Below are 22,819 nucleotides of genomic sequence, written 5' to 3'. Positions count from 1 at the left end.
AGCCCATATTGTGTTACTCGCCGGTACCCAGCGGTGCACCCAGATCAACCGGGTAGGTTTCCAATGCTTCAGGCTCGGCCTGCTGGCGTGTGCCCATGATCTGTTCATCCCGGCTGGCGCCAGGAACGAAGTCGCCGGACAGGCCGACCAGCAGATCATTTTCGAAATTCAGGCTGATGCGCTCTTGGGTGCGCTCTTGATGGCCCGCCTGCATGCTGTAGATATAATCCCAGCGATTCGGATGAAAGGTGTCTTCTACCAGCGGAGTGCCCGTGATAAAGCGCACTTGGCGGGTCGTCATGCCTGGGCGTAATTGGTCCACCATGTCCTGGGTGACCACATTGCCCTGTTGAACATCAATCTTGTAAACACCCGGAAAACTGCAGCCAGAAAGGCTCAGGGCGGAGAGACACAACAGGATACATAGGATTCGGTATAAGCTATTTGGCATCACGTGGTAACATCCACTATCGTGAAATGGCTGAAAGGCCTTGAATCATACCCGACAGATCCCGCCCTGCGAAGCGCTGAACGAGAAACTGACATGGTTGAAAATCAAGAACTCCGGAAAGCTGGCCTTAAGGTCACCCTGCCACGCGTCAAGATCCTGCAGATGCTGGACCATTCGCCTGAGCGTCACATGAGCGCAGAGGACGTATATAAAGCGCTGATGGAAGCCGGTGATGATGTGGGTCTGGCTACGGTATACCGCGTCCTGACGCAGTTTGAGTCCGCTGGTCTGGTGGTGCGCCACAACTTCGACGGCGGCCATGCCGTGTTCGAGTTGGCCGACGGTGAGCATCATGATCATATGGTTTGCGTGGACACCGGTGAGGTGATCGAATTTTTCGATGCCGAAATCGAACGTCGTCAGCGTGAGATAGTGAGAGAGCATGGTTTTGAGATGGTTGATCACAATCTGGTGTTGTATGTGAAGAAGAAGGGCGTCTAGGCGCCTTTTTTCTTCAGCGGCAAGCTATAAGCGACAAGTGTTCCGAGCGGAAATGAACTCTCTTGGTCATTCTGATCGGAAGTGCTTGTCAGGTAAGGCTTTAAAGCCAGATCCTTGCAGCTGTCCTTAGACCGCCGACAGTAGTTTGCGCGCGTGCGCGAGCGACTCGTCGGTCAGGTCAATCCCCCCCAGCATTCGCGCCACCTCGTGCACCCGGCCATCCTCGTCCAGGTTGTCGATGCGGGTGCTGGTGGACTCCTTGCCTTGCTCTTTGCGCACAAATAAATGCTGATGCCCTTGTGCCGCCACTTGGGGCAGGTGGGTGACAGTCAGCACCTGGCCATGACCACCGAGCTGGCGTAGCAGGTTGCCGACGATTTCTGCCGTTGGCCCGCCGATACCCACGTCTACTTCATCGAATACCAGCGTGGGTACCCGAGAGGTCTGCGCGGTAGATACCTGAATGCCCAGGCTGATACGCGATAGCTCGCCGCCCGAGGCGACCTTGGCCAGGGGTTTGGCTGGCTGGCCGGGGTTGGCGCTGACCAGTAACTCGACGCTTTCCCTCCCGTGCGGCAGGCAGCTATGTGCTTCGTGGGTATTGAGCTGAACTTTGACCTGGCCGCCGGGCATGCCCAGTTGTTGAATCTCCCGCGTTACTGCCTCTTCGAGCTTGGTAGCGCCAGTCTGACGCTTGCCGCTCAGCTCGTCCGCCAACTGCCGGTAGTGCTCGCGGTAAGATTCCAGCTCTTCCGCCAGGCGCTCGGCATCGGCGTCCTGCTGCTGCATGCTCTCCAGTTCATCGATCAGTTGCTGTTGCAGCACGGGGATTTGATCCGGGTTGATCTTGTGCTTGCGCGCCAAGTCGTAAATGGCGCCCAGGCGCTCTTCCACCTGTTGTTGGCGTTCCGGATCGGCTTCAAAATGATCCAGATACCGCGTTAGCTCGCCCACCGCTTCTTCAATCTGGATCTGCGCGCTGGCCAGCATGCCGTCGGCTTCTTCCAGGCTGTGATGGCTGTTGCGAAAGGCCGCTAGCCGCTGTTGGCTGATGGTCAATGCATGCAGCACGCTGCCACTGTCGTTCTCGCTGCACAGGTTGATCACATGCTGGCAGGACTGCATGATCTCGCCGGCGTTGGCTAACTGCCGCTGGTCGTTCTCCAGTTCTTCCAGCTCACCTTCCTGCAGGCTCAGGTTCTCCAACTCTTCGAGCTGGTAGGTGAGCAATTGCAGGCGCGAGGTTTGCTCGTTGCCTTTTTCGCTGGCCTGCTTGAGCGCCTGCTCAGTCTGTTTGCAGCGTTGGGCGGCCAAATGCACTTGGCGGGCCAGGTCGGTGCTGCCGGTGTAATCATCCAGCAGGCGGCGGTGGGTGTCAGGTTTGAGCAGTGACTGGTGTTCGTGCTGGCTATGAATGTCGATGAGCATTTCGCCCAAGGCTTTCAGGTCTTGCTGGGGGCAGGGGCTGCCATTGATATAGCCACGCGAGCGGCCTTCGGCGGTAATCACCCGGCGCAGAATGACCTGCTGATCGGCGCTGTTCAGGTCGCGCTCATCCAGCCAGGCCTGGGCCTCGGGGATCTGACTGATATCAAAGGTCGCGAGAATATCGGCTTTGTCAGTGCCGGGACGCACAGCACCACTGTCGGCGCGGTCGCCGAGCGTCAGTGCCAAAGCATCAAGCATGATCGACTTGCCGGCGCCGGTTTCCCCGGTTATCACCGTCATGCCGCTGCTGAGCTCCAGCTCAAGGTGGTCGACGATGGCGTAATTGTTCACCGCAAGATGTACCAGCATGGCCGCGCTCCCGTATCAAGTCTGGTTATTTATACAGTAGTTTGGGTTTTGTTCACAAGAGGCGCGGGCTTTTCTGGTTTTTACGTCCTCGGGCTTTTCTGTTCTCTGGTCTTTTGGCCCTTGAAGCCTGCATTAAAGACCCCATATAAGGTGTAGACAATGATCAACAGGGTGCATGCTGCCCGATTGCTAGAACAGGAGACACAGATGGCAGACGAACAGAGACAGGATCCGGCCACCGACGAGTTGGCTGAAGATGCGCTGGATGCCGCAGCAACTGACGATCTGGCGGCACAGGTTGCCCGCCTCGAAGAGCAGTTGGCGGCAGCGCAGGATCAGGCTCTGCGGGCTGCTGCCGACGTGCAGAATGCCCGCCGCCGTGCCGAGCAGGAAGTGGAAAAAGCGCACAAGTTCGCTCTTGAGCGCTTTGCCAACGAGTTGTTGCCGGTGGTCGACAGCCTGGAGCGCGGTATGGAGTTGTCCGACGCCGAGGATCCGGCCATCAAGCCAATGCGTGATGGCATGGAGCTGACGCTGAAGATGTTTGCCGACACCCTGGGCCGTTTTCAGATTGTTGCGGTAGAGCCGCATGGCGAACCCTTCAATCCGGAACTGCATCAGGCGATGGCTATGGAAGAGCGCGATAACGTTGAACCCAATACGGTTATTCGCGTATTCCAGAAAGGCTACACCATCAGCGGTCGTCTGCTGCGGCCGGCTATGGTGGTGGTCAGCAAGACCCCGACAGACAAGCCGGCGTCTCCATCGATTGATGAGCAGGCTTGAAATAATTTCCACTGCCCCCATTAAGGGTGCATGAACAGACTAACCCGTGCCGCCGGTTATCCGCGGCAAGTTTAATCGGAGAATAGATATGGGCAAGATTATCGGTATCGACCTGGGGACTACCAACTCCTGCGTTGCAATCATGGAAAATGGCGTTGCCAAAGTCATCGAGAACGCTGAGGGCGCTCGCACCACTCCTTCGATCGTAGCCTACACCGGCGACGGCGAAACACTGGTCGGTCAATCCGCCAAGCGCCAATCGGTCACTAACCCGCAAAATACCCTGAACGCGGTCAAGCGTCTGATCGGCCGTCGTTTCGAGGAAGATGTGGTCCAGAAAGACATCAAACTGGTCCCTTACAAGATCATCAAGGCCGACAATGGTGATGCTTGGGTTGAAGTGAAGGGCGAGAAGATGGCGCCTCCGCAGATTTCTGCTGAAGTGCTGAAAAAGATGAAGAAGACCGCCGAGGATTACCTGGGCGAAGCCGTGACTGAGGCGGTTATCACCGTACCGGCTTACTTCAACGACAGCCAGCGTCAGGCCACAAAAGACGCCGGCCGCATTGCTGGTCTGGACGTCAAACGCATCATCAATGAGCCGACCGCTGCCGCACTGGCCTACGGTATGGACAAATCCCGTGGCGATTCCACCATTGTCGTATACGACCTGGGTGGCGGTACCTTCGACGTGTCCGTTATCGAAATTGCCGAAGTGGATGGCGAGCACCAGTTCGAAGTGTTGGCCACCAACGGTGACACCTTCCTGGGTGGCGAAGATTTCGACATGCGTCTGATCGACTATCTGGCCGACGAGTTCAAGAAAGAGAATGGCATCGACCTGCACACAGATCCGCTGGCGTTGCAGCGTCTGAAGGAAGCGGCAGAGAAGGCCAAGATCGAGCTGTCATCCAGCAGCCAGACTGACGTCAACCTGCCCTACATTACTGCCGACTCTACCGGGCCGAAGCACCTGCAGGTCAAGGTTACTCGCGCCAAGCTGGAATCGCTGGTGGAAGAGCTGATCAAGCGCAGCATCGAGCCTTGCCGTGTCGCGATGAAAGATGCCGGTCTGGACGTGTCCGAGATTAATGAAGTGATCATGGTCGGTGGTCAAACCCGTATGCCGCTGGTGCAGAAGACCGTAGCTGATTTCTTCGGCAAAGAACCGCGCAAGGACGTCAACCCCGATGAAGCGGTTGCCGTAGGCGCGGCGATCCAGGGCGCGGTACTCGCCGGTGACGTGAAAGACGTGTTGCTGCTCGACGTGTCCCCGTTGTCACTGGGTATCGAAACCATGGGCGGTGTAATGACCACGCTGATCGAGAAGAACACCACTATCCCGACGAAGAAGTCGCAGGTGTTCTCGACCGCTGACGATAACCAGACTGCCGTGACCATTCACGTGCTGCAGGGTGAGCGTAAGCAGGCCGGACAGAACAAGTCGCTGGGTCGTTTTGATCTGGCCGACATTCCGCCAGCGCCACGCGGTGTGCCGCAGGTTGAGGTCAGCTTTGACATCGACGCCAACGGTATTCTGAACGTGTCGGCCAAAGACAAGGCCACCGGTAAGCAACAGTCGATCATCATCAAGGCCTCTTCGGGCCTGACCGATGAAGAAATTGACAACATGGTGCGTGATGCCGAGGCCAACGTCGAAGAAGATCGCAAGTTCGAAGAGCTGGTGACTACCCGCAACCAGGCCGACCAACTGGTGCACGCAACCCGCAAGACGTTGACTGAAGCGGGTGACAAGGCTACCGAGGAAGAGAAAGCTGCAATCGAGACCGCCTTGGCGAATCTGGAAGCGGCAATCAAGACCGACGACAAAGCCGACATTGAAGCCAAGATCAATGCCTTGTCCGAAGCATCCGGCCCGCTGGTACAGAAGATGTACGCCGAGCAGGCGCAGCCAGACCAGGGCGGTGCGGATGCCCAGGCTGATGCGCAGCAGGAAGCGGGCGACGACGTGGTCGATGCCGAGTTCGAAGAGGTCAAGGACAACAAGTAGGCTCCTGACTCATCGGCGGTGCTGGCGCAAAGATGCGCCGGTAGCTGACCATTACCAGGCAACGCGGGAGCTATTCCCGCGTTGCCGTTTGTGTAACAGGGGCAGGCAAGCGTCCCGGTAAAGGAAATTTGAACGATGGCCAAGCGTGATTTTTACGAGGTGCTGGGTGTCGAGCGCGGCGCTAGCGAAGCGGAGCTGAAAAAGGCCTACCGCCGTCTGGCAATGAAGTATCACCCGGACCGCAATCCGGATGATGAAGGCGCCATTGAGAAGTTCAAGGAGGCCAATGAGGCCTACGAAGTGCTGACCGATGCCCAGAAGCGCGCTGCCTACGACCAGTACGGCCATGCCGGGGTCGATCCGAGTATGGGCGCTGGCGCTGGCGGCGCCGGTTTCGGTGGCGGTAATTTTTCCGATATTTTCGGCGACGTCTTCGGCGATATTTTTGGTGGTGGCGGCGGTGGTCGCGGTGGTCGTTCCAGCGTACAGCGCGGCAGTGATCTGCGGTACACGCTTGAGCTGGACCTGGAAGAGGCAGTGCGTGGCACCACGGTGACCATTCGTGTTCCAACCCTGGTCGAATGCGCTACTTGCGATGGTTCTGGCGCCAAGAAAGGAACCTCTCCGGTGACCTGTACCACTTGTGGTGGTCATGGTCAGGTACGCATGCAACAGGGCTTTTTCTCTGTGCAGCAGACCTGCCCACGCTGCCACGGCACCGGCAAGATGATTACCGATCCGTGTAACGACTGCCACGGCCATGGCCGGGTAGAAGAGCAGAAAACCTTGTCGGTCAAGGTGCCTGCGGGCGTCGATACCGGCGACCGGATTCGCCTGGCGGGCGAGGGCGAGGCGGGTGTGCACGGTGGCCCTGCGGGTGATCTGTATGTGGTGGTCTCTGTGCGTGAGCACAAGATCTTCCAGCGCGACGGTAAGAACCTGTTTTGTGAGGTGCCGATCAACTTCGCCGATGCCGCGCTCGGTGGTGAGTTAGAAGTGCCGACTCTGGATGGCCGCGTGAAGCTGAAGATTCCGGATGGTGCGCAGACCGGCAAGCTGTTCCGCTTGCGTGGTAAGGGGGTGACGCCGGTACGTGGTGGCTCTGCTGGAGACTTGCTGTGCAAGGTGGTGGTGGAAACACCAGTCAACCTGACCAAGCGCCAGCGCGAACTGATCCAAGAATTGCGTGAAACCCTGCAGGAAGAAGGTTCCAATCAGTCGCCGCGGGCCAAGAGCTGGTTCGATGGAGTAAAGAACTTCTTCGAAGATATGAAATTCTGATCGGAGTCAGCATGAGAAGAATAGCGGTGATTGGCGCCGCCGGGCGCATGGGCAGAACGCTGATCGAAGCGGTAAACCAGGCGCAGGGGGCGCAGCTGACTGCGGCCATCGAACGGCCCGAGAGTTCGTTGTTGGGTGCTGATGCCGGCGAGTTGGCGGGTATCGGGCGCACTGGTGTGAAAATCGCCGGCAGCCTGCAAGACGTGCTTGAAGACTTCGACGTCCTGATCGATTTTACCCATCCGACTAGTACGTTAGTAAATTTGGCGCTCTGCCGCGCGGCGGGCAAGGCCATGGTCATCGGTACTACCGGCTTCAGTGACGATGAGAAGCGCTTGCTGCTTGAGGCCGGCCAGGATATGCCGATTGTCTTTGCGCCCAACTTCAGTGTCGGCGTTAACCTGTGTCTGAAGCTGCTTGATATGGCGGCCAGGGTTATGGGTGACGAAGCCGACATTGAAATTATTGAAGCGCACCACCGGCACAAAGTCGATGCGCCATCGGGTACCGCCTTGCGTATGGGTGAAGTAGTAGCCGATGCTCTGGGTCGTGATCTCGCCAAGGTGGCAGTATATGGTCGCGAGGGTCAGACCGGTGCGCGCCCGCGCGATACCATTGGTTTTGCTACGGTGCGGGCGGGTGATGTGGTGGGTGATCACACGGTACTCTTTGCCACCGAAGGCGAGCGAGTGGAAATCACCCATAAAGCCTCCAGCCGCATGACCTTTGCCAAAGGCGCAGTGCGCTCTGCGCTCTGGCTGGATGCGCGTGCGCCTGGCCTGTACGACATGCAGGATGTGCTATCGCTCAAGGATTAGCTGCCGAGCATAATATAAAAAAGGGCGACCGCGTGCAGCGTGTCGCCCTTTTTTGTGGCTGAGTTGCTGATTAGCGGGTGACCATTTTCTGGTTGCCCTGTGGGGCGCTGACCCGATAGCGTCCATCGTTATCGCGCTCGACATGGGCGATCGCGACCAGAGGGTCATGGGTAAATACCAGACGTCCTCCACGCTCCACCAGAGTATCCAGAAGACCTTCCTTTTCATCGATCAGGGTTTCCGGAAATCGGTCATAGCCCATAGTGATGGGCAGATGTACCCATGGGGTGCCAGGTATCAGGTCTCCGGGGAAGACCACAGGGCCGTCAGGCATGTCGAATTCGGGAATCATCAGACCGGGCGTATGGCCATCGCTGAAGTGAAAGCGCCAGCTCTTGCCCAGAATCGATGAGTGTCGGCCATCTTCGATCAGTTCCAGTCGCCCGCTGGTTTCCAGCAGCTGTAGCAGCTCCGGGATAAATGAAGCCTGATCGCGCGGATGTGGGCGTTTGGCGCGGTGCCAGTGACGCTGACCAGTAATGAAGGTGGCATTGGGAAACAGCAGCGTCGATGGCTGGCCTTGCTCCCAGGCGCTGAGCAGGCCGCCGGCGTGATCAAAATGCAGGTGTGTGAGTACAACTACGTGGATGTCCTCATGGGTCAGACCGACTTCGCTAAGGCTGTCGAGCAGTACGTGGTGGTCTTCGACTATCCCGTAACGCTCTTTCAGACGCGGCTCGAAGAAGGCGCCAATGCCGGTTTCCACCAGAATGTTGCGACCTTCTTCCTGCACCAGCAGCGCTCGGCAGCTCAGATTGATGCGGTTCTGTTCATCGGTTTCAACCCAACGCGACCAAAGAGCCTTGGGCGCGTTGCCGAACATGGCACCGCCATCGAGTCGCTGACTGTTGCCTTCCAGAGTGGTGAATATGCGCATTGGCGCTCCTATTTTCGCTAGTGGGTGCGGGTTGTGTGGCACAGATCAAAACGAGATGTTGTACCCAACAATAATCCGGTTCTCATCCATGTCGCTGGCAAAGCTGCTGCGGTAGGTTGCGTTGCGCCAATGCAGCGACAGATTTTTCAGCGGGCCACTCTGCAGGGTGTAGGCCAGATCGGTATTGCGCTCCCATTCACTGCCACGACCCGTGGCCAACTCGATGTTGTCACCGTGGGTGTAACGGTTCATCAGGCTCAGTCCGGGCAGGCCAAGATCGGCAAAACTGTAGTCGTGGCGCACTTGCCAGCTGCGCTCATCGCGATTGGCAAAGTCGTTGATCTGGACCAGATGGGTCAGGAACGGATCAGTACCGCTGAGGTAGGCGAAGCCGGTACGCCCGTTCATCTGCTGATAGCTGGTACCCAGCCGATGCATATTGTGCTGCCAGGTTAACGCCAGACTGGTCATGCGGTTGTCGATGTTGCTGCGCCCGGCATTGCTGCTGTCGGCATAGCGCAGGTTGGAATCAAGCTTGCCGATGCTCAGTGGCCGGCTGTAGTTGAGTACCAGGTAGTGCTGACGATAGATGCTGTCGAGTTCGCCATAGTGGTAGCTGGCCCGGGTGTTGTCGCTGAAGCGGTAGCTGGCTCCGGCGAAGTCAAAGGCATTGCTGTCTGGCTTGCCGCTGACAATCACATTGCGCGCGCCGCCCTGCACCGGCGTCATGCGCTGGTGGTCGGAGGAATCGCGCAGGTTGATGGCATTAAAGCGTCCGAGGTCGAAGCTCAGTGCCTCACTGCCCTTGGCTTGCAGCCAGCCGCCACGGAAGGTCTGAGGCAGCAGCCGGGAATCATTGTGCATGGCCAGTGGCAATTGTGGCAGTAGGGTGCCCAGGCGCAGAACGTGCTGATCCAGTCGCAGTTTGGCGGTTAGGCCTAGTTGGCTGTATTCATCCATCGCGCGGTTGTCACTGCGGTCTCGCTTGAGCAGGCCGGTGCCGGTGCGATCAGGGCTGGAGTCCAGTTTGATACCTGACAGCGCAAGGGCGTCCAGGCCGACGCCGAAACGGCCGTCGGTATAGCCCGATTGCCAATAGGCACGAATGCCCTGAGCCCATTCTTCGGCCTTGCTTTGGCTGGCGCCGGACTGGCGAAAGTCGCGGTTGAAATAAAAGTTGCGCAGCTCGATACGGCTCTGGCTGTCTTCCAGAAAGCTGGCGCTGGCCGGCAGGGCTAGCAGCGTGCTCAGGGCTATCAGGGTGGTGTTGTGCAGTATTTTCATTGAAATGGTCTCGCTTGTTTTTGTGTTAATCGCGGCTTTCAGGGATGCGGTCAGTGGGCGTTTCTGCGCTGTCCTTGATGCTGCGGAAACGCAGGATATGGGTACGCTCGATCAGAATGTAGAGTGCGGCGCCCGCCGCCAGTCCCCAGCCGGCGCCATAGACCGCCAGGACCACGCCCATGGTGCCGGCGATACCGCGTTCGGTGTTGTTATTGAGCTGTTCGAAGCCGACCATCAGGCAGATGTAGCCGGTCAGGATCAGCGTTAGCGACAAGGCAATCGGCAGTACCGGTTGGAAAAAACTGACCAGCGGCAGTGTGAACAGGGCAATAAAGCCGGTAATCCAGAACGTGCCGCCGCCGCTGTAGATCGAGTCCATCGCTTTACGACCATACTTGTAACGCTCGGCCATGGTGGCGGCAACGGCGGTCCAGATTGGCCCGGCCAGGCCAGGATAGGGTGCGAAGAAGGCATGCAGGCCATTGCGCAGGGCGGTGACCAGATGTACGCGATCTATGTTGTTCTCGATAAGTTCATCCGGGCGTAGTTCATCGGCACGCTGCATCAGCGACTGGCCGACAATGATGTCACCGAAGGCAATGATGTAGGCGATAACAGCGGTGGGAATGGCGAGCATGAACACCTTGGCATCCGGGATGCCGATGACCAGCGGCAGGTAGTTCCAAAGCTCACCGAAGGCCGGTGTGGTGATGCCCCAGCGCACGTCCGGCATCTCGTATTCGCCCACCACAATGCCCACGATAATGGCGATCAACATGCCCGGTACCATGCCGTAGTTGACGATCTTGCGCATGAACGGCAGGCGTTCGGTCAGCCCCTTGAAGGATACCGAGAACATCAGATACAGGCAGATCAGACTGCCCAGTACCAGAGAGATAGGCGTATTGGCCAGTCGCCCGCCGCTGGATATCTCACCCATCAGGGCCGCAATGCCGGCACCGATGATAATGCCGCCTTTCATCGAGTTGGGTACGATACGCACCATCACGCTGCCGAGCCGGGTAATGCCGAGTATCAGAAAGATCAGGAAGACCAGAAGCTGCAGCGCAAACAGCGCCTGAATGGCCTCCGGGCCGGGTTCGAAGTCGCCCAGAAACAGCAGCACCACCGGAATCGCCGGGGTAATCCAGCCAGGCACCATGGGCACCCCCAGCAGCGCGGGTAACATGAAGCCAATTCCCCCGACCACGACATAGGCCAAGGCAACGTCATAGGGCAGGCCAAGGAATCTTTCCAATAGTGGAATCATGGCCAGGCTGACCACAAACATGATCAGTGCCTGCAGCATTTCCGCGGTTTCCCAGCGGTAATGTACAAAGGGCAGACGAATCTTGAACGGTCCGCATGGCCAGTAGGGTTGCTCCGCGCCGTCAGCGCGCTTGTAAACTTGCATGATAAACCTCCGTCAGCCGGGTAGAACCCGGCCTATTGTTGTTGTGAAAAGGGTTATGCGAAGTTGGTGGTGTCGCGCTAGAGCGCCTTGGCCCAATCGCGAAGCACGTATTTCTGAATCTTGCCAGTCGAGGTTTTCGGAAGCTCGGTGAACACCACGGTCTTGGGCACCTTGAATCCCGCCAGGTGCTCGCGGCAGTACTGCATGATGGTTGCGTCGTCGGCCTGGTGACCGCTTTTAAGGGTGATAAAAGCACAGGGGGTTTCACCCCATTTCTCGTCAGGCCGGGACACAACGGCCGCTTCCAGTACGGAGGGGTGTTTGTAGAGCGTATCTTCAACCTCGATGGTGGAGATATTTTCACCGCCGGAGATGATGATGTCTTTAAGGCGGTCGCGGATCTCCACATAGCCGTTGGGATGCCACACCGCCAGGTCGCCGGTGTGAAACCAGCCGCCCTCAAAGGCTTCGGCTGTTGCTTCCGGGTTTTTCAGATAGCCCTTCATCACCGTGTTGCCGCGCATGAAGATCTCACCGATAGTTTCACCGTCACGCGCTACTGGCTGTAGCGTCTCGGAATCCGCCACCATGACGCCTTCCAGCGTCAGATAGCGCACGCCTTGGCGTGATTTAAGGCTGGCGCGTTCTTCTAGTGGCAAGGCGTTCCATTCGTCATGCCAGGCACAAACGGTTACCGGCCCGTAGACCTCGGTCAGGCCATAAACGTGAGTGACTGCAATGCCCATGGACTCAACGGCACCAATGATTTTGGCTGGCGGTGCCGCGCCGGCGACCATGGCCTTGACCGGATGGTCGATGGCGGCTTTGGCCGAGTCGGGCATATTGACCAGCGCGTTGAGTACGATGGGTGCGCCGCACAGGTGCGTGACCTGATGCTCATGGATTAGATTGAGGATTTTTTGCGGATCCACCCGGCGCAGGAACACATGCACGCCGGCCATCGCGGTGATGGTCCAGGGGTAGCACCAGCCGTTGCAGTGGAACATCGGTAGCGTCCACAGATAGACTGGGTGCTGGCCCATGCCCCAAGTCGCCTGGTTACCCAGGGCATTCAGGTAAGCACCGCGGTGATGGTAGACCACGCCCTTGGGGTTGCCGGTAGTGCCGGAGGTGTAGTTGAGCGAAATGGCCTGCCATTCGTCGCTGGGCCAGTGCCAGTCGAAGTCTGGATCGCCTTCAGCCAGAAAGCTCTCATAATCAAGCTCGCTGACTGCCTCCCCTTCACCATACTCGGGGTCATCAACGTCGATCACCAGAATGGGGCGCTTGATCAGGGTCAGTGCCTCACGCACGACATCATGAAACTCGCGGTCAGTGATGAGTGCACGGGCTTCGCCGTGATTGAGCATGAAGGCAATGGCCTCCGCGTCCAGCCGCACATTGAGCGTATTGAGCACAGCACCGATCATGGGGACGCCGAAGTGCGCCTCGAGCATGGCTGGAATGTTCGGCAGCATCACCGCTACGGTGTCCCCTGCATTGACGCCCCGCCCATGCAGCGCTGAGGCCAAACGGCGGCAGCGCTGATAGGTTTGCTGCCAGTCACGACGAATCCCACCGTGGATGACGGCGGGATAATGCGGGTAGACGCTGGCGGTGCGCTCGATGAAGCTGAGAGGGGTGAGGGCTATGTGGTTGACCGGGTTCGGAGACAGGCCTTCCTGGAAGATCGACATGGCAATACCTGTGGCTGATTATTTATTGGCTCTGGGTGCATACTTGCCGTGTGGGTCAAGGCGTTCAGCATTTGATCGGAGGAACTATAGAGTAAAGTCGATTAATATAGAAACATGTCTAAGGTATTATAGTAAGACTACTATAAGGTGTTTCAGTGACGGAAAACTCTGATTTACGCTGTGCTGTAGCCACTCTTTTGCTCGAAAGTGAGCCGCTTCCGGCGTTGTTAATCCCTGCTCGAGGTGAAGTGCTGCCAGCCAATCCTGCTCTGCAGCAGTGGATTGATCAGGTGGCGCCCTTGGCGACGTTGCTGCCTGCCAACCATGCACCCTTGGTGGCAGCCTGTCAGCGTCAGCAGCGCTGCATTGAAGATGTCGAGGTAAGCGTCGGCGATCGCTATCTACTCTGGACTTACATTCCCCAGCCAGCACTGCAAGCCGTGTTGGTGCGCGGGCGTGATGCCAGTGAGAGCCTGCGATTACAGCATGAAGCCATGCGTGCCAGCCGTCTGTACCGACTGATCATCGAGAACACGACGGATCTGATCTCCCGGCATACGCCCGACGGCCGCTTTCTCGATGCCTCGCCTGCCGCCTGGACTCTGCTGGGCTATTGGCCAGAGCAATTGCGCGGCGAGTCGATGGTCGAGCTGTTTCACCCGCAGGAGCGGGAGCAACTGATCGAGCGCTTTCAGCGCGCGCTGGAGCAGGACGGTTACCTGACGCTGACCTATCGCATTCGCCATCAGGCTGGGCATTACCTGTGGTTTGAAACGGCCAGCCGCGCTATACGGGAGACTTACACTGGTGGCGTTGTTGAGGTGATCAGTGTGTCGCGCGACATTACGGCGCGGATTCAGAGTGAGGAAAATAACCGCCGCCTGCAGGACGAACTCGCGCATGCCGCGCGGCTGGCGACACTGGGTGAGCTTGCCTCGGGTATTGCTCACGAGCTGAACCAGCCGCTTGCCGCCATTCTCAACTATGCCAATGCCAGTCAGCGTTATCTGGCTGCTCTGCCGCAGACCGGAGAAGGCTGTAACGGCGAGGAATCTGACAAAGTTGCCCAGGGCTTGGCGCGCATCGGGGAGCATGCGCAGCATGCGGCCGAGGTCATTCGTCGGCTGCGGGGCTTTCTGCGTAAAGGGCAGCGCCGGCAGCAGCGTGTAAACCCCTTGCCGCTGGCCCGTGGGGCGGTAGGTCTGTGCGCCTGGGAGGCGGGGCAGCATCAGGTCGAGATTGTCGAGCAGGTCGACGGATCCTTGCCAGAGGTCATGGTCGACCCGATCCTGTTGCAACAGGTGTTACTTAATTTGCTGCGTAACGCCATTGAAGCCAATCGAGAGCAACACCCGGAGAGCCCCTCACGGATCGAGCTGGGCCTGAGTACGCATGATGACAGACTGCATATACGGGTCACGGATCAGGGCCCAGGTGTAGATGAAGCGGCGCGGGCGCGGTTGTTCACGCCTTTCTATACCAGTAAGCCGGAGGGGTTGGGCTTGGGACTGTCGATGAGTCAGGGTATCGTAGAGGGTTTTGGTGGCGGCTTAGAGGCTTTGCCGGCTGACAGCGGAGGGCTGTGCCTGCATTGCTGGTTGCCAGTGGTCAGCTCCGACTAGGGGCAAGGTGATACAACGAGGAACGCGAATGCCCGATCTATCTCAGCAACTCGTCTATGTGGTCGATGACGATCAGGGCATGCTTGATTCGACTGTCTGGCTGTTCGAGTCGGTAGGGCTCAAGGCCCAGCCTTTTACCAGTGGGCAAGCCTTTCTGGACGCCTGCGATCCGGCCGCGCCGGCCTGTGTTCTGCTGGATATCCGCATGCCGGGCATGGGTGGTCTGGCGGTACAGGAAGCCATGCGCGCCAAAGGGATTGATCTGCCGGTGATCTTTGTCAGTGGTCATGCCGACGTGCCCATCGTAGTGCGTGCCTTTCGTGGTGGCGCGCTGGACTTCATTGAGAAGCCCTATAATGAGCAACTGCTGCTAGACAGCGTGCAGCGTGCGCTGAGCCGCCAGCCTGTGATGGCGACCAATCAGCGGGCGCAGAATGAGGTCAAGGCTCGGCTTGGCAGCCTGACACCACGCGAACGCGACATCTTGCTGCCATTGGTCCAGGGCTTCAATAATCGTGAAATTGCCGAGCAGCTGGGGGTCAGTGTCAAGACAGTTGACCTGTATCGCTCACGGGTGATGAAGCGAATGCAGGCCGCCAGTCTGCCGGCACTGGTGGGCATGGCCATTGGCGCTGGACTGGTTGAGCCCTTCAGCCTGGAGGCTGCCAGCGCCTGATTGGGTTGCTAGTGGCAGCGCTCAGGCGCCGCTGCGTACCGCTTCGCGTGCCAGGTTGTTCAGTGTTTGCACGTTGCGTTGCAGGTAAAACGCGGCAATGGTCGGTACCCAGTCTGATAGCGGGTTCTTCAGTCGCGGCTGGATAAAGTCATATTGCTTGTCCAGGCGTGAGAAAGTGTCGGCTTGCCCGGGGTAAAGTCCCTTCAGTTCGGCAGAGCGGGCAAGGATACTGGCATCGAGAATGTCGAACAGGCCTTCCTGGTTTTCCAGAAAATACACGCCTACCGAGCTGAACATGTTGTTCTGGTAGAGCGTCAGTATCTGGCTGGTCTCCAGGCTTTGTTTGTGTAGGGCGCGCAAGTCGGCGGGCATGTCCACGGCGGCTTGTTCATAGGCGTTGGCGGCGGCCAGGTCGAATTCGCCATGCGCCTGCATGATGCGATTGACGGTGGCCAGATTGTAGTGGGCTTCTTCTTCTCCCAGCGCCTCCAGCTCACGGATCAATAGTTGGAAGCTGGCGAAGGGAGTGCTCAGCTCGGACGGGTTGCCCAGTTCTTGCAGCAGGCGGCTCATATTGCCCAGTGAGCGGTTGTACTCTTCCCGGTTGCCGGGCTCGCGTACGCGCTCGAACAGATTGTTGTCAATCAGCAGATAGGTGCCAGCGGTGTAGCCTTCGCTGCGTAGTTCATGCAGGGCTTGTAGGCGCTGCAGATCGGCATGAGCCATGGGCGCCAGGCACAGCAGTACCAGTACAAGGAAGCGTTTCAGGTGCAATACCATCATCTAGTCCCCGAATCCTTTTGTTTTTTATGATGCTGTCGCCAGATCACGCCAGCTTATTGTCCCATTTATTGTTTTATCACAAATGTCTCGGCATATGAAACATAGCGGCCTGTATGTTGTCTCGCTTATCGCTCTGCAGTGTGTTTGTGCAGGTCATTCGGTCTAGATATTTGCGTGTCAAGCCGTTACAATTACGAGCTAATCTGTTCAGCGCGCATCTGACAATGCCTTGCAGCGGGATGAAGTGTTAAGCACCTCATTCCCGCTTTTGTGCAGCCCGCGTTTGGTAAAAACTGTCAGTCCTATCGGAGGTTTTCTTGTCCAAGCCAGCCATTCTCGCCCTTGCTGACGGAAGCATTTTCCGTGGTGAGGCCATCGGCGCCGACGGTCACAGTGTTGGCGAGGTCGTATTCAACACGGCCATGACCGGTTATCAGGAGATCCTCACCGATCCGTCCTACGCCCGCCAGATCGTCACACTCACTTATCCGCACATCGGCAATACCGGGGTAACCCCGGAAGATGTCGAATCCGACCGCGTGCATGCTGCCGGTCTGGTGATTCGTGATCTGCCGCTGCTGGCCAGCAGCTGGCGTAACAAGCAGCCGCTAGATGCCTATCTGCGGGATAACAACGTAGTGGCGATTGCCGGCATTGATACTCGCCGCCTGACCCGCATCCTGCGTGAAAAGGGCTCACAAAATGGCTGCATCATCGCCGGTGACAACATCACTGATGAGCAGGCGCTGGAGTTGGCGCGCAGCTTCCCCGGTTTGAAGGGGATGGATCTGGCCAAGGAGGTCAGCGTTAAGCAGGCCTATCAATGGCGCTCGAGTGTTTGGAATCTGGAAACGGACAGTCACCCCGAGATTGCCGATGCCGACTTGCCCTACCACGTTGTTGCCTTCGATTACGGCGTGAAATACAACATTCTGCGCATGCTGGTGGCGCGCGGCTGCCGCTTAACCGTGGTTCCGGCGCAGACACCAGCCTCTGAAGTGCTGGCGATGCAACCCGATGGTGTGTTCCTGGCCAACGGCCCGGGCGACCCGGAGCCTTGCGATTACGCCATTCAGGCGATCCGTGAAGTGCTGGAAACCGAGATTCCGGTCTTTGGCATCTGCCTGGGGCATCAGTTGCTGGCCCTGGCCTCCGGCGCCAAGACGGTGAAGATGGGTCACGGCCACCACGGCGCCAACCACCCGGTCCAGGATCTGGATACTGGCGTGGTGATGATTACCAGCCAGAACCACGGTTTTGCGGTGGATGAAGCGTCGCTGCCGGACAATCTGCGGATCACGCACAAATCGCTGTTTGACGGCACATTGCAGGGTATCGAGCGTACCGACAAAGCGGCCTTCAGCTTCCAGGGTCACCCGGAAGCGAGCCCCGGCCCGCACGATGTCGAGCCGCTGTTTGACCGTTTCATCGAGGCCATGGCGAAAAGCCGCTGAGCCGCCGGTACACCCAAGGATTTGTAGACGACTATGCCAAAACGTACAGACATTAAAAGTATTCTGATCCTCGGCGCCGGCCCCATCGTGATCGGCCAGGCCTGCGAGTTCGACTACTCCGGTGCCCAGGCTTGCAAGGCGCTGAAGGAAGAGGGGTTCCGCGTCATTCTGGTGAACTCCAATCCGGCCACGATCATGACCGATCCGTCGATGGCCGATGCGACCTATATCGAGCCGATCAAATGGCAGACGGTCGAGAAGATCATCGCCAAGGAACGTCCCGATGCCGTATTGCCGACCATGGGCGGCCAGACCGCGCTGAACTGTGCGCTGGACCTGGAAAAGCACGGCGTACTGGAAAAATACAACGTCGAAATGATCGGTGCCAATGCCGACACCATCGACAAGGCCGAAGACCGTTCGCGCTTCGACAAGGCGATGAAGTCCATCGGTCTGGCCTGCCCTGTATCGGGTATCGCTCACGATATGCAGGAAGCCTACAAGGTCCTCGATCAGGTCGGCTTCCCGTGCATTATCCGCCCCTCATTCACCATGGGCGGCACCGGCGGCGGCATCGCTTACAACCGCGAAGAGTTCGAAGAAATCTGTAACCGCGGTCTGGATCTGTCGCCGACCAAGGAGCTGTTGATCGACGAGTCGCTGATCGGCTGGAAAGAGTACGAGATGGAAGTGGTCCGCGACAAAAAGGACAACTGCATCATCGTCTGCTCGATCGAGAACTTCGATCCGATGGGTGTACACACCGGTGACTCCATCACCGTCGCACCGGCGCAGACGCTGACCGACAAGGAATACCAGATCATGCGTAACGCCTCATTGGCGGTACTGCGTGAAATCGGTGTAGAAACCGGGGGCTCCAACGTCCAGTTCGGTATCAATCCGGTCGACGGCCGCATGGTCGTGATCGAGATGAACCCGCGGGTATCGCGCTCCTCGGCATTGGCCTCCAAGGCAACCGGTTTTCCGATCGCCAAGATCGCCGCCAAACTGGCTGTGGGTTATACCCTGGACGAACTGCAGAACGACATTACTGGCGGCCGCACCCCGGCTTCCTTTGAGCCGTCGATCGACTACGTGGTGACCAAGATCCCGCGTTTTGCCTTTGAGAAATTCCCCAGTGCCGACGCGCGCCTGACCACGCAGATGAAATCGGTAGGTGAGGTCATGGCCATTGGTCGCACTTTCCAGGAATCCCTGCAGAAAGCCTTGCGCGGTCTGGAAGTGGGTGTCAGCGGCCTGGATCCCAAGCTGGATCCGGCCGCTACCGATGCCAAGACTGATCTGATCCGCGAACTGACCGTGCCCGGCGCAGATCGTATCTGGTATGTCGCAGATGCCTTCCGTTTTGGCATGAGCATGGAAGAAATTTTTGAGCTGACCAAGATTGATCCCTGGTTCCTGGTGCAGATCGAAGATTTGATCAAGGACGAAGAGCGCATCAAGACTCTGGGTCTGGTCGATGTCGATCGCGACCTGATGTTCCGTCTCAAGCGCAAGGGCTTCGCCGATATTCGCCTGGCCGATCTGCTCAGCGTCAGCGAAAAAACCCTGCGCAGCCTGCGTCACAAGCTTAACGTCTATCCAGTTTACAAGCGGGTAGACACCTGCGCTGCGGAGTTCGCTACCGACACGGCTTACATGTACTCGACCTATGAGGAAGAGTGCGAAGCCAACCCCAGCAGCCGTGACAAGATCATGGTGTTGGGCGGTGGTCCGAACCGTATTGGCCAGGGTATTGAATTCGATTACTGCTGTGTACATGCGGCGCTGGCGATGCGTGAAGACGGTTACGAGACCATCATGGTCAACTGTAACCCGGAAACTGTCTCCACCGACTACGACACCTCTGACCGCCTGTATTTCGAGCCGGTGACCCTGGAAGATGTGCTGGAAATCGTCCGCGTCGAACAGCCCAAGGGCGTGATCGTGCAGTACGGCGGGCAAACCCCGCTGAAGCTGGCGCGTGCGCTGGAAGAGGCCGGTGTGCCGATTATTGGTACCAGCCCGGAAGCCATTGATCGCGCCGAAGATCGTGAACGCTTCCAGCAGATGGTCGAGCGTCTCAATCTGCGTCAGCCGCCGAACGCCACCGTACGTAGCGAAGAAGAAGCCATCCGTGCCGCCGGCAAGATCGGTTATCCGTTGGTAGTGCGTCCGTCTTACGTATTGGGCGGCCGGGCGATGGAGATCGTCTACCAGGAAGAAGAGCTCAAGCGTTACCTGCGTGATGCTGTGAAGGTCTCCAACGACAGCCCGGTGCTGCTGGATCACTTCCTCAACTGCGCGATCGAAGTGGATATCGACGCCGTATGTGACGGTACCGACGTGGTGATCGGCGCGATCATGCAGCATATTGAACAGGCTGGGGTGCACTCCGGCGACTCCGCCTGCTCGCTGCCACCGTACTCGCTGCCGGCCAATATTCAGGACGAGATCCGCGACCAGGTCGCCAGAATGGCGCTTGAGTTGGGTGTGGTTGGTCTGATGAACGTGCAAATGGCGGTGCAGGGCGAGACCATCTACATCATTGAGGTTAACCCGCGCGCCTCGCGCACCGTGCCCTTCGTGTCCAAGTGCATTGGCCAGTCACTGGCCAAGATCGCTGCACGGGTCATGGCCGGCAAGACGCTTAAGGAGATCGGCTTTACCAAGGAAGTGGTGCCGACCTACTTCAGCGTCAAGGAAGCGGTATTCCCGTTTGCCAAGTTCCCTGGTGTTGACCCTATTCTCGGGCCGGAAATGAAATCTACCGGTGAAGTCATGGGTGTGGGCGACAGCTTCGCGGAGGCTTTTGCCAAAGCCATGGTTGGTGCCGGCGAAACATTGCCTACCGGTGGCTGTGCCTTTATCAGCGTACGTGACGACGACAAGCCCTATGTGGTGGAAGTGGCTCGCGCGCTGATTGACCTGGGTTTTGAAGTCGTCGCCACCAGCGGTACTGCCAAGGTTATTCAGGCGGCCAACCTCAAGGTGCGTCGCGTCAACAAGGTCACCGAAGGGCGTCCGCATATTGTCGACATGATCAAGAACGATGAAATCAGTTTACTGATCAATACCACTGAAGGTCGGCAGTCGATGGCGGACTCCTACTCCATTCGTCGCAATGCATTGCAGCACAAGGTCTGCTCCACGACCACCCTGGCTGGTGGCGAGGCAATCTGCATGGCATTGAAATTCGGTCCGGAAAAAACGGTTCGCCGTCTCCAGGACCTGCACGCAGGAATCTGAATATGAAATATCCAATGACCAAGCAGGGCGCAGAAGCCCTGGAAGCCGAACTCAAACACCTGAAAAGTGTGATGCGTCCGCAGATCACCCAGGCTATCGCCGAAGCGCGCGAGCTGGGCGATCTCAAGGAAAATGCCGAATACCATGCCGCGCGCGAACAGCAAGGCATGGTTGAAGCGCGCATCCGCGATATCGAAGGCCGCCTGGGCAATGCCCAGGTGATTGATGTCGCCAGCTTGCCTCGTACCGGCAAGGTGTTTTTCGGCACTACCGTTGAGATCGTTAACGTCGATAACGACGAGTCAGTCAGCTACCAGATCGTCGGTGACGACGAAGCCGACATCAAAATCGGCAAGATCTCTGTCAGCTCGCCCATCGCCCGCGCCTTGATCGGCAAGGAAGAGGGTGATGTCGTGGCGGTAAAAACACCGGGCGGTGTGGTCGAGTATGAAATCGTCGAGGTTGCGCACAAGTGACCGCTCCGGTGACGCCCGCCGCGCCAGCCCCCGGGTTGCGTGGCGGGCGTATTGCCTGGCAATTAGCGCAAACGCTTTGGGTCGGCGGGGTATGGATGCTGCACTTCGTGCTGCTACCTGCCTTGCAGAAGTTTGGCCTGGCGCCGCTGCTGATCCACGAAATCGCCGGATTCATGCGCCCGTTGGTGCTCGGCTTTGCCGGGGTTTGCGCGGTGCTGCAGTTGCTGGTTGTGTTGGCGGCGCAAGGCCGAGGCGTCATGCTTGACCTGCGGGCACAGCTGCTGGTGGTGGTATTGCTGGCGGTGGGCAGCTTTTTTGCGGTAACACCCTTGGCAAACGGGCCTTATTTGCAGCTATTTGCGTACCTGGTGGTGGCCTTTTCCGGGCTGGTGCTGGTGCTGCAGCGGCGCCCGGATGAAACCGGGCGCTGAGGCTGAGCCACTTACATCTCTTTGAAGCGCACCAGATTCGACAGATTGGGGTTGGCCTTGTTGTTTTTGCGCAGCAGAATGGCCATCTTGCCGATCACCTGTACCAGCTCGGCGCCACTGGCCTTGCACACCTGCTCGACCAGCGCGTTTTTGGTATCACGGTCAGCCACGCTGATGCGAATTTTGATCAGTTCATGATCATCAAGGGCACGATTCAGCTCCGACAGCACGCCTTCGCTGGCGCCCTGGTCGCTGACGATGACCACCGGCTTGAGATGATGGCCAATACGTTTGTAGTCTTTCTTCTGCGCTGAGCTGAGGGTCATAATGATCTGTATGCTTACCGGATTGAATTGAAGAAGTAATGAAGTAGTAATGTCGTGCCTGCCAGTCTGGCAGTGCTGACCACAGTTTAACAGGCGGCGCGTTCCGCTGCATGGGGTATTCCGTGGCACAATCGAAGACCAGCAAAGGCTGGTTGAAAGAACATTTCGACGATCCCTTTGTCAAACAAGCACAGAAGGATGGTTATCGCTCGCGGGCCAGCTACAAGTTGCTGGAAATTCAGGAAAAAGACCGCTTGCTCAAGCCCGGTATGACCGTGCTGGACCTGGGGTCTGCGCCCGGTGGCTGGTCCCAGGTTGCCAGTCGGCTGATTGGTGAGCAGGGTACGATCATCGCGTCAGATATCCTGATGATGGACAGTATTCCAGATGTGACCTTTATTCAGGGTGACTTTACCGAAGACAGTGTATTTGAAGCCATCCTTGCCGCCATTGATAACCAGCCCGTGGACCTTGTTATTTCCGATATGGCCCCCAATATGAGTGGTACACCGGAAGTAGATCAGCCGCAGGCGATTTATCTCTGTGAGCTGGCGCTGGATATGGCTGAAAAAGTGCTTAAGCCAGGTGGCGATTTTCTCATCAAGGTGTTCCATGGTGAAGGCTTTGATGCGTACCACAAGCTGGTGCGCAGCCGCTTTGACAAGATGGTCACGCGCAAGCCTGATGCATCGCGTGGCCGCTCCCGCGAGACCTATTTGCTGGGCAAGGGCTTCAAGGGCGCTAGCAACTGATCAAGCGCCGGTCCGCTAGGGCTGGCGACATAGTGCGTTACACTGGTTTGACTGCAGCGCAGGGTGGATCTGG

At 58.0% G+C, this 22,819-nt stretch carries 20 protein-coding genes; 12 read left to right on the top strand and 8 right to left on the bottom strand.

What is annotated here, in order from left to right; genetic code table 11:
- Window positions 1-13: 13 nt before the first annotated feature.
- Window positions 14-451 (bottom strand): outer membrane protein assembly factor BamE, encoded by a 438-nt coding sequence (locus K787_RS23915; RefSeq protein WP_022964587.1) that lies wholly within the window; start codon window positions 449-451, stop codon window positions 14-16.
- A gap of 93 nt (window positions 452-544) precedes the next feature.
- Here K787_RS23915 and fur point away from each other — a divergent pair, with 93 nt between their 5' ends.
- Entirely contained in the window at window positions 545-952 is a 408-nt protein-coding gene (gene fur / locus K787_RS0119990; protein WP_022964586.1) for a ferric iron uptake transcriptional regulator, read from the top strand.
- A 126-nt stretch (window positions 953-1,078) separates the two neighbouring features.
- Here fur and recN read toward each other — a convergent pair whose 3' ends face one another.
- Complete coding sequence (gene recN / locus K787_RS0119985; protein WP_022964585.1) at window positions 1,079-2,749, bottom strand: DNA repair protein RecN; 1,671 nt, start codon at window positions 2,747-2,749, stop codon at window positions 1,079-1,081.
- Between the two features lie 159 nt (window positions 2,750-2,908).
- Here recN and grpE point away from each other — a divergent pair, with 159 nt between their 5' ends.
- The 4 genes from grpE (at window position 2,909) to dapB (ending at window position 7,645) form a co-directional block, all read left to right on the top strand.
- Complete coding sequence (gene grpE, locus K787_RS0119980) at window positions 2,909-3,535, top strand: nucleotide exchange factor GrpE (protein ID WP_268870414.1); 627 nt, start codon at window positions 2,909-2,911, stop codon at window positions 3,533-3,535.
- Window positions 3,536-3,623: 88 nt separating this feature from the next.
- Window positions 3,624-5,546 carry a molecular chaperone DnaK gene (gene dnaK, locus K787_RS0119975; RefSeq protein ID WP_022964583.1) on the top strand — a complete coding sequence of 641 codons (1,923 nt, stop codon included), beginning with the start codon at window positions 3,624-3,626 and terminating at the stop codon, window positions 5,544-5,546.
- Window positions 5,547-5,681: 135 nt separating this feature from the next.
- Entirely contained in the window at window positions 5,682-6,827 is a 1,146-nt protein-coding gene (gene dnaJ / locus K787_RS0119970) for a molecular chaperone DnaJ (RefSeq protein ID WP_022964582.1), read from the top strand.
- Between the two features lie 11 nt (window positions 6,828-6,838).
- A complete protein-coding gene (gene dapB / locus K787_RS0119965) occupies window positions 6,839-7,645 on the top strand; it encodes a 4-hydroxy-tetrahydrodipicolinate reductase (RefSeq protein ID WP_022964581.1) in 807 nt (268 codons plus the stop codon).
- A gap of 70 nt (window positions 7,646-7,715) precedes the next feature.
- Here the strand turns inward: dapB and K787_RS23910 are convergent, their stop codons facing one another.
- The 4 genes from K787_RS23910 to K787_RS0119945 all read right to left on the bottom strand — a co-directional run bounded on the left by K787_RS23910 (window position 7,716) and on the right by K787_RS0119945 (window position 12,977).
- Entirely contained in the window at window positions 7,716-8,582 is an 867-nt protein-coding gene (locus K787_RS23910) for an MBL fold metallo-hydrolase (RefSeq protein WP_022964580.1), read from the bottom strand.
- A 45-nt stretch (window positions 8,583-8,627) separates the two neighbouring features.
- Window positions 8,628-9,872 (bottom strand): OprD family porin, encoded by a 1,245-nt coding sequence (locus K787_RS0119955; protein WP_370736762.1) that lies wholly within the window; start codon window positions 9,870-9,872, stop codon window positions 8,628-8,630.
- A gap of 19 nt (window positions 9,873-9,891) precedes the next feature.
- The gene (locus K787_RS0119950; protein ID WP_022964578.1) at window positions 9,892-11,280 is read right to left on the bottom strand and encodes a hypothetical protein; all 1,389 of its coding nucleotides are present in this window, start codon (window positions 11,278-11,280) and stop codon (window positions 9,892-9,894) included.
- Between the two features lie 77 nt (window positions 11,281-11,357).
- Window positions 11,358-12,977 (bottom strand): acyl-CoA synthetase, encoded by a 1,620-nt coding sequence (locus K787_RS0119945; RefSeq protein WP_022964577.1) that lies wholly within the window; start codon window positions 12,975-12,977, stop codon window positions 11,358-11,360.
- A 155-nt stretch (window positions 12,978-13,132) separates the two neighbouring features.
- Between K787_RS0119945 and K787_RS0119940 the strand changes: the two genes are divergently transcribed.
- Window positions 13,133-14,599 (top strand): sensor histidine kinase, encoded by a 1,467-nt coding sequence (locus K787_RS0119940; protein WP_022964576.1) that lies wholly within the window; start codon window positions 13,133-13,135, stop codon window positions 14,597-14,599.
- Between the two features lie 28 nt (window positions 14,600-14,627).
- The gene (locus K787_RS0119935) at window positions 14,628-15,275 is read left to right on the top strand and encodes a response regulator transcription factor (RefSeq protein WP_022964575.1); all 648 of its coding nucleotides are present in this window, start codon (window positions 14,628-14,630) and stop codon (window positions 15,273-15,275) included.
- Window positions 15,276-15,296: 21 nt separating this feature from the next.
- On the opposite strand, the gene K787_RS0119930 is transcribed toward K787_RS0119935, so the two are convergent.
- Window positions 15,297-16,058 (bottom strand): hypothetical protein, encoded by a 762-nt coding sequence (locus K787_RS0119930; RefSeq protein WP_022964574.1) that lies wholly within the window; start codon window positions 16,056-16,058, stop codon window positions 15,297-15,299.
- Window positions 16,059-16,375: 317 nt separating this feature from the next.
- On the opposite strand from K787_RS0119930, the gene carA reads away from it, so the two are divergent.
- Genes carA through K787_RS0119910 form a run of 4 tightly spaced genes read left to right on the top strand, consistent with a single transcriptional unit; the run spans window position 16,376 to window position 21,668 of the window.
- Window positions 16,376-17,512 (top strand): glutamine-hydrolyzing carbamoyl-phosphate synthase small subunit, encoded by a 1,137-nt coding sequence (gene carA / locus K787_RS0119925; protein WP_022964573.1) that lies wholly within the window; start codon window positions 16,376-16,378, stop codon window positions 17,510-17,512.
- A gap of 33 nt (window positions 17,513-17,545) precedes the next feature.
- Entirely contained in the window at window positions 17,546-20,761 is a 3,216-nt protein-coding gene (gene carB, locus K787_RS0119920) for a carbamoyl-phosphate synthase large subunit (protein ID WP_022964572.1), read from the top strand.
- A gap of 2 nt (window positions 20,762-20,763) precedes the next feature.
- Window positions 20,764-21,237 carry a transcription elongation factor GreA gene (greA, locus tag K787_RS0119915; RefSeq protein WP_022964571.1) on the top strand — a complete coding sequence of 158 codons (474 nt, stop codon included), beginning with the start codon at window positions 20,764-20,766 and terminating at the stop codon, window positions 21,235-21,237.
- A gap of 35 nt (window positions 21,238-21,272) precedes the next feature.
- Window positions 21,273-21,668, top strand: coding sequence for a hypothetical protein (locus tag K787_RS0119910; protein WP_028615144.1), 396 nt, complete (start codon window positions 21,273-21,275; stop codon window positions 21,666-21,668).
- Between the two features lie 11 nt (window positions 21,669-21,679).
- Here the strand turns inward: K787_RS0119910 and yhbY are convergent, their stop codons facing one another.
- Complete coding sequence (gene yhbY, locus K787_RS0119905; protein WP_022964569.1) at window positions 21,680-21,994, bottom strand: ribosome assembly RNA-binding protein YhbY; 315 nt, start codon at window positions 21,992-21,994, stop codon at window positions 21,680-21,682.
- Window positions 21,995-22,116: 122 nt separating this feature from the next.
- On the opposite strand from yhbY, the gene rlmE reads away from it, so the two are divergent.
- Entirely contained in the window at window positions 22,117-22,746 is a 630-nt protein-coding gene (gene rlmE, locus K787_RS0119900) for a 23S rRNA (uridine(2552)-2'-O)-methyltransferase RlmE (RefSeq protein WP_028615143.1), read from the top strand.
- The last annotated feature ends 73 nt before the right edge of the window (window positions 22,747-22,819 follow it).

This window comes from Halopseudomonas pelagia CL-AP6, from assembly GCF_000410875.1.
GTDB lineage: Bacteria > Pseudomonadota > Gammaproteobacteria > Pseudomonadales > Pseudomonadaceae > Halopseudomonas > Halopseudomonas pelagia.
This window is presented reverse-complemented; position numbering and strand designations above follow the sequence as displayed.